The sequence below is a fragment of the Arthrobacter sp. 05T423 genome, from assembly GCF_056396245.1.
In genome coordinates, this window is sequence record NZ_JBFTLC010000062.1 from 1 (window position 1) to 7145 (window position 7145).

The following is a 7145-nucleotide window of genomic DNA, read 5'->3' on the forward strand; positions in this document are numbered from 1 at the left end:
CCTACGACGAACTCGGCATCGATCATTACGACAAAACAAACCCCGAACGCGCCAGAAATCGCCTCCAACGCCGAATGCTCGCGCTCGGATTCGAGCCCAACCTCACCCCAATTTCCCCAGGGAGGTCACCTTCGTTTTCTTAGTAGACACGTGTCGGGGTCTGTCAATTATTCGGTGTAACCGGGGTTGTTTCTTGTTCTAATTCCTGCCGGCGGACAGGCGTCCGTCGAAGGTGATCTCGAAGGCGTGGAGGTGGTCTGTTTGGACACCTCGGCGCCATAAACCTCGGCCAGGTGCGCCGCGATCTCGCCATGGGTCAGACCCTTGGCCGAAAGTGAGATCACCAGGTCGTCCACACCGGTCAGCCGGCGCTGCCGCTTGGCCACGATCTGCGGCTCGAACGACGCGTCGCGGTCCCTCGGCACCGAGATCTCCACCGGCCCGGCCTCCGTCAGCAGCGTCTTTGACCGCCGGCCGATACGGGAGTTGCCGCCGTCACGCCCGGCCGGATCGTGCTTGCCATAGCCGAGATGATCGTCCAGCTCGCCCTCCAGCGCGGACTCCATCACCAGCTTGGGCAGCTTCTGCAGCAGGCCACCCTCCCCGGTCAACTGCAGCCCCTCGGCCCGGGCACGCTCCGTCAGCTGCCGAACCAGTTCCTCATCCACCGCATCGATCGCAGCGGCTGTCACATCCGTCACGGGGCTCTCCTCTTCCTCAGGAGTTACACCGGTAAATTTACAGTCCCACGTGTCGGTGAATCGCAGCGATAAATGGCAGTGATTTCGCAGTGCTGTTTGGCGGACCTGCCGTCAGGGGCGCCCCTGCCGACTCGATCGAGATTGCGGACGCCGGCCAATGGTTCCGGGTGCGCAGCTTGTCGGTCAGGGACAGTTGCGCGGTCGATTACTAAGGCCCTGGGCATCGTGGGATTGCCCTATGGTGTGGCTCCGCTTTGGCTACAACTGGCTATTTTGTGGGGAAGTTCTGTTTCGTGGTCATCCGGTAGGAGAGCTCGCCGGAGAGTTCTTGTGGTGTTACCCAGACCTGGTGGCCTTGGCAGGTTTCGAACATTTGGCGTGGGTTGCTGCTGTCGGCCGCGATCGCGGGCGGTCCGCCGCCTGTTAGCGGCTTGCACGTTGGGTCACCGGCGGCGGACCGCCATTCGCAAAAGCAGGGGCCGGTTCAGCTGCCGCCCGCGACCCACCGCCGTGCCGGGCTCGCTTTGGGGATCCGTGGCGCCCCAGGGAAAAGCATGTTCGCAGAGCTCACAGGATCGGGCCTCCACTGGCGCGGCCGGCTGTTGGGACCAGGACGCACCGTCGCAGAGCTCCTTCACCCCCTCGCCCTGTCTTGTCTACGACGTTTTGGCTGCTGTCCTTCGGATTGTACGTGTCCGCTCCGGCCGGTCTAGCCCCTCCTTCGTCGGGGCCTGCGGCCCGGGAAATGTCCCTGCGGCGCTCCTTCGTCGCTGATTTCCTCCGGGAATTTCCCGCCCCTTGCCCTGCGGGTAGACAGGCCTCCGTCGGCTACAGCCCCGCAAGCTTCGCCAGCAGCCAAAACAACGAGGGGAAATCGGAAGCTGGCCGCTCACGTGAACCGCGTCCGCACCCGTTTCCACCCGCTTGACAGACATAGAAGCATCGGGGGCCCACGCCCGCAGGGTTCCCTGGCCGTGGAGCCGCCCCGGCGAGGGCAGGGAGACGGTGCGGACTTGCGAGGCTAGGGTGCGGGTGGGGAGGGTCACTTTCAGCCCATTCGGAGGGCCTTATTGGGCGCTAAGTGACCCCGCGTTGCTTTGGCGGGTGAAGATTGCCTAGCGGGCGGCGGTCCCGGCGGGCTCTGCCTCCGGCTCGGGGTCGGGCGCGGCCGCCGTGGATGCGGGCTTGCGGAGCTTCGCCCCTTCCACATCCACGTCCGGCAGGATGCGGTCCAGCCATCGCGGCAGCCACCAGGCCTTCTCGCCGAGGAGGTACATGACCGCCGGAACGATTGTCATGCGCACCACGAAGGCGTCAACCAACACGCCGAACGCCATCGCAAAGCCGAGCGGCCGGACCATGTTCAGGTGCGAAAAGATGAAGCCCGCGAAGACGCTGACCATGATGATGGCGGCGGCGGTGACCACCGCGGAGGCGTGGCTGAAACCCGAGCGGACGGCGCGCTTCGCGGACTCGCCGTGCATGAAGGATTCCCGCATGCCCGAGGCGATGAACACCTGGTAGTCCATGGCCAGCCCAAACAGCACGCCGATCAGGATGATCGGCAGGAAGCTCAGCACGGCGCCGGGGTTGTCCACGCCGAATACCGATCCCAGCCAGCCCCATTGGTAGACCGCCACCACGGCGCCGAACGCTGCCGCCAGCGAAAGCAGGAAACCGCCGGTCGCCAGGAGCGGCACCACAATGGAGCGGAACACCAGCAGCAGCAGGACCAGGGAAAGTCCGACGACGATGGCCAGGTATGACGGCAGGGCATCGCCGAGCTTGGCGGAAACGTCGATATTGCCTGCCGTCTGGCCGGTGAGGCCGATGCCGACGCCGGTGGAGGCCTTGATTTCGGCGCGCTCGGCACGGATGTCGGCGACCACGTTGACGGTGCTGGCGCTCGCCGGCCCTTCCTTCGGGATGACCTGGAAGACCGCCGTCCCGCGGTCCTCGCTCAGTGCCACCGGGACGGCTGCAGTGACGTTTTCCGTCCGGCGCAGGATGTCCGCAACGTCCAGCTGCTTGGCCGTTGCTGCGGTTTCACTCAGGCCGTCCGGAAAATCACCGACCACGATGATCGGTCCGGTCATTCCTTCGCCGAAGCTGCGATTGGTGGCGTCGTACGCCCTGAAGGCCTGGGAATCTACGGGTTCGGATCCGCCGTCGGGCAGTGCGAGCCGCAGCTGGGCGGCGGGCAGGGCCACAATGCCCAATGCCAGGACTCCGGCCAGCATGGCCAGCACCGGGTGCCGGGTGACAAGTCCGCCCCAGCCGTGGCTGCTGCGGTGTTCGTCCCTGGCGCGGTCCTCGGCCTCACGGTTCGGGTCAGCATTGTGCTTCTCCGCCTTGGCCCAGGCCCGGCTGGAGATCAGCTTCCTGCCCATGAGGGCAAGGATCGCCGGGGTCAGGGTCAGGGCGACAAGGACGGCAACCGCAACAGTCCCGGCCGCAGACACGCCCATGACTCCGAGGAACGGAAGACCCGGGACCACCAGCGCCGCGAGGGCGATGATGACGGTCAGGCCGGCGAAGAGGACGGCATTGCCCGAGGTTCCGGTGGCCCGGGCCACCGACTCTTCCGCGTCCATGCCTGCCAGTAGTTGCCCGCGGTGGCGGTTGACGATGAACAGCGAGTAGTCAATGCCGACGGCGAGGCCCAGCATGAGGGCGAGCATCGGGGAAATGGAACTCATGTCGACGAGGCTGCTCAGTGCCATGGTGGCGCCCACGCCCACCGCCACGCCGATCACGGCCATCAGCAGCGGCAGCCCGGCGGCGACCAGTGTACCGAGCATGATGATCAGGACCAGCGCAGCGACGGCAATGCCGATGATCTCGGCCACGCCGAAGATTTCGGAGACGTCCTCGCTGATCTCCTTGCTGGGCAGCGCGGTAACCCCGGCCGAGGAGACGTCCTGCACGATGTCCTGGACTTCCTGGCGCACTTTCGGGTCCAGCCCGTTGATGGAGGTCTTGAACTGGACCTGCGCAATGGCAGCCTCGCCGTCCTCCGATACGAAGCGCAATCCCTGCGAAGCTTCGACCTGGCGCTTGGCCAGTGCCAACCTGGCGGTACCCGCCGCCGCTCCCCTGATGCCGGCGTCGAGCTTTTCCTGGCCAGCGGCCAAGGTGGCCTTCTGCTGGCCCAGCTGGGCCTCGATGGCCGACGCCGGGAGTCCGGCAGCGCTCATCTGCGTCTCGGCCGCGGCCAGCTGTTTCCGGCCGGCGGCCAGTTCGGCGGCGGCCTTGTCCAGTTCGGCCTTGCCCGCGGTTGCCTTGGCCTCTCCGGCGGCCAGGTCTTCCGTTGCCTTGTCCAATTTGGCCTGCGTGGCAAACGGGTCGACGGTTCCCCGGACGTCCGGGAGGGCCTCAAGCTTGGTCAGCGCGGCGGACACTGCATCCTTGCCGGCTTGGCTGAACTGGGCGTCGTTCGCCTGGAAGACGACCCCGGCCGAGCCGCCAGATGATGCCGGCAGTTCCTTCTGGAGCTTGTCGGCCATCTGCTGTGTTTCCGTGCCCGGAATCTGGAAGTTGTTGGACAGTGTGCCGTGGAAGGCCGCCGCCGCGCCGCCCACCGCCAGCAGGACCGCGAGCCAGAGCGAGACCACGAGCCATCGGTGCCGGTAGGAAAATTTGCCAAGGCGGTACAGGAGAAGTGCCATGTCAGGACCGTTCTGCGGGGTTGTGGGTGAAGTGTTTAGTGGAAGATTCCTTCGACGCCGAACCCGGTGTGGATCGTGCGAAACCGGATCCGAGCAGGCCCATCGAATCGATGAGCAGTTGGCGCAGGATCGCCAGCGACCCGGGGGAGAGGTCTGGTCCGCAGCGGCGGAACCACACGTCCATCGCAGCTTTGCCGCAGGAGACGACCGAGCCTGCGAGGGCACGGACGTAGAGCTCGTCTGTTTCAGCCCCGGCGCCCGGGTCAGCCCCGGCGCCCGGGTCAGCCCCGGCGCCGCCCCTGCCGGCGCTGCCACCCTGTGGGGAACGCTCGCGGGCAGCAGCAATAATCTGCTCGGTGCAGTGGTCCCAGGCCTCGAGCTCGGAGCGTGCCATGAGTGGGTTGCCCTGGGTCAGGCCGAACAGCTCGGCGAGCGGCGCCACGGTCATGGGATCTGCCAGTTCCACGAGGGCGGCGCGTGCGGACTCGAGGATGGGTTCGTCCGCGGGACGCCGGCGAAACTGCTCGAGCGCGTTGTCCAGGAAGCCGTTGGTCACCGACGCAATGGCGGCCTCTGTGCTGCTGAAGTAGTTGAAGAAGGTCCGGCGTGAGATGCCGGCCGCTGCTGCGATGTCCTCGACCGTGAAGTTGCCGGGGCCGTGCTGCCGCAGTAGGGCCAGAGTGGAGTCGGTGATGGCCTGCCGGGTGGCAGCCTTGTTCAGCTCGCGCCGGGAAACGGGCCCGGCGGCGTCCGGTGATGATGTGGACGCCGCTGAAGAGCTGGAAGAATTGGAAGTGGACACCCATTTACACTACGTGCATCTTTGCACTCTGCGCAACTAGTCAAGCTGCACAGCTTGGGCGCCGGATTCACAGCCTCTTCACAGCAGGGCAAAAGCCATTCTTGAGGAGCAGGGTGCATCCTGTTGTCGTGGCCGGCACGGCGGCAATGGTGCTCAAGGCCGGTGGAGCGAGGAGCGGACCATGGAGCGTTCGAAGAAAGTGGCTCTCGGGCTGGGCGCAACTGCCTTGGCGTTGGGTGCCGGGTTCGGTGTCACCGGGATGGCGGCGGCAACAACAGCCGCTCCCACGCCCACCGCAACGTCAACCAGCCCATCCAGCGCACCGGATAACGGGTTCCGTTGGGACGGCGGCCGGCACGGTTATGGGCATGGACGCGGTCACGGGGCCCGCAAAGCGGATGCGGCGGCGCTCGCGGCCAAGCTGGGCGTGGACCAGGCCAAGGTGGAGGATGCCCTGCGTGCATTCCGCCAGGCCAACCGTCCGGCCGGACCCCGCACCGACGGGACCAAGCCGGACAGGGCGGCCAAGGAGGCGGCGTTGGCAGCCTCGCTGGCCAAGTCCTTGGGGATTGACGAAGCCAAGGTCAAGGCCGCACTGGAGGAACTCCGTACCCAGGCGCAGACGGACCGCGCGGCAGCCCTGAAGGGCAGGCTTGATCAGGCGGTGAAGGACGGCACGCTCACGCAGGCCGAAGCCGACGCCGTCACCAAGGCCGTGGAGAAGGGCGTGATCGCCGGCCGCTGATCGGATTTCACCGACAGCCACGGCAATCACTGCTTCGGTTCTGCCACTGCTTCAGTTCTGCGCGAGGGCATTCTGTGGAGTCTGACTGAGGCTCTCCAGCGCGCTGCTTGAAGCCTTTCCGATGGCGTTGCCCAGCATCCGCGGAAACTCCAAGGGAAACAGGTGAGACCGTTGCCCGTCCGCGAAGCGGATCTCAGTAGCGATCATGGCATTGCGGCCAATCGGCTGCCCGAAGGCGTGAAGGGTGGGAACCAATCCTGCGTCACGGTGCCGTCTTTCCAGAGCCTTCAGCCTGTCCGTCGTATAGCTGATGTCTTTGGGCGTGAAGTGGCCTACAAGATCCGGGAGGTGCCTCAGGACCGTTCCGCCGGAGTGTGTTGAGTGCCCACCCAGGTTCAGCCCAACAGCATTGACCAAGTCGCCAATCCAAGCTGCTGCGCCGGGCTGCGACATGCTGATAAGCCGCATGGTGTCGAATTCCCCGTTGTTGGTGGGGAACTCAAGCACGCTAAATAGGGCGTCGCCCATGAGGTTGTCGCGCGTGGTGCTGTGCATGGTCAAACTGACGTTCGAAATTCCTGACAATAAGCCTGTTGAACTGCCAGCTGAGGCCGCACCAAACCAGTTTTGTCCTCCTCGGCCAAGCGTCAGCCCGAAAGAGGAAGAAAACGACGAGAAATTATGCTGCAGTGCCCCATCGAGATTTCCGGCGGTTTCCTGGTCAAAGTGGCGCTGAAGTTCTACGACTCGTGCTTCCTGGATCTCCCAGCCTTGGCTGTCCGGCGTGAAGGCTGGAAGTGCAGGGCGCTGCAGCATGTACCAGAATTCTTCGCCGATTCGCTCAGCGACAGCGGTGTCCTGCCGGTTGAATCGCCGAGCCTTCCTGCCAGCTGCCAGCCCGACGAGTGCGAAAGGTACGCCGGCGATGAGCAGGACAACGGCCAGTGCTGGCACATCTCCGGTGGAGAGAAATAAGCCTGCAAATGTCAGAATGCAGCCCCACACGAGTTTTCCGGTGCGTAGCATACCTCTGGCCGCCGGCGACAGCGATGCATTCCCCAAATTGACCAAACTCCCGCGCTAGCCCGGGGTTTTCACGGGGCGCTGGCTGCGAGGCGTGTTTAAGCAGGGAAAGGGTGCTCTGAGCTGGGAAAATAGTGGTTGTCGAGACCGTTATTTGCCTTGCGAAGGAGCACCCTTTCGATGCAAAAGTATAGTCGCATGTTCCC

General features: G+C 65.0%; 4 protein-coding genes and 1 pseudogene. 1 reads left to right on the forward strand and 4 read right to left on the reverse strand.

Going from position 1 to position 7145, the window contains the following annotated elements; genetic code table 11:
• Window positions 1-248 precede the first annotated feature (248 nt).
• From AC1DFE_RS23525 to AC1DFE_RS23535, 3 genes and pseudogenes are all read right to left on the reverse strand, one after another.
• Window positions 249-677, reverse strand: a pseudogene (locus AC1DFE_RS23525) (transposase); the annotation flags it as partial.
• A 1139-nt stretch (window positions 678-1816) separates the two neighbouring features.
• Window positions 1817-4369, reverse strand: a complete 2553-nt coding sequence (locus AC1DFE_RS23530; RefSeq protein WP_476908247.1) for an MMPL family transporter — start codon at window positions 4367-4369, stop codon at window positions 1817-1819.
• A 1-nt stretch (window position 4370) separates the two neighbouring features.
• Window positions 4371-5171 carry a TetR/AcrR family transcriptional regulator gene (locus AC1DFE_RS23535; RefSeq protein WP_476908248.1) on the reverse strand — a complete coding sequence of 267 codons (801 nt, stop codon included), beginning with the start codon at window positions 5169-5171 and terminating at the stop codon, window positions 4371-4373.
• A gap of 181 nt (window positions 5172-5352) precedes the next feature.
• On the opposite strand from AC1DFE_RS23535, the gene AC1DFE_RS23540 reads away from it, so the two are divergent.
• Window positions 5353-5916 carry a hypothetical protein gene (locus AC1DFE_RS23540; RefSeq protein ID WP_476908249.1) on the forward strand — a complete coding sequence of 188 codons (564 nt, stop codon included), beginning with the start codon at window positions 5353-5355 and terminating at the stop codon, window positions 5914-5916.
• Window positions 5917-5967: 51 nt separating this feature from the next.
• Here AC1DFE_RS23540 and AC1DFE_RS23545 read toward each other — a convergent pair whose 3' ends face one another.
• On the reverse strand, window positions 5968-6978 hold the full coding sequence (locus AC1DFE_RS23545; RefSeq protein ID WP_476908250.1) for a hypothetical protein: 1011 nt from the start codon (window positions 6976-6978) through the stop codon (window positions 5968-5970).
• Window positions 6979-7145: the final 167 nt, after the last annotated feature.

Excerpts from the sequence above, each read along its gene's own strand:
- AC1DFE_RS23530 (WP_476908247.1), bottom strand. The coding sequence starts at position 4,369 with ATGGCACTTCTCCTGTACCGCCTTGGCAAATTTTCCTACCGGCACCGA.
- AC1DFE_RS23540 (WP_476908249.1), top strand. The coding sequence starts at position 5,353 with ATGGAGCGTTCGAAGAAAGTGGCTCTCGGGCTGGGCGCAACTGCCTTG.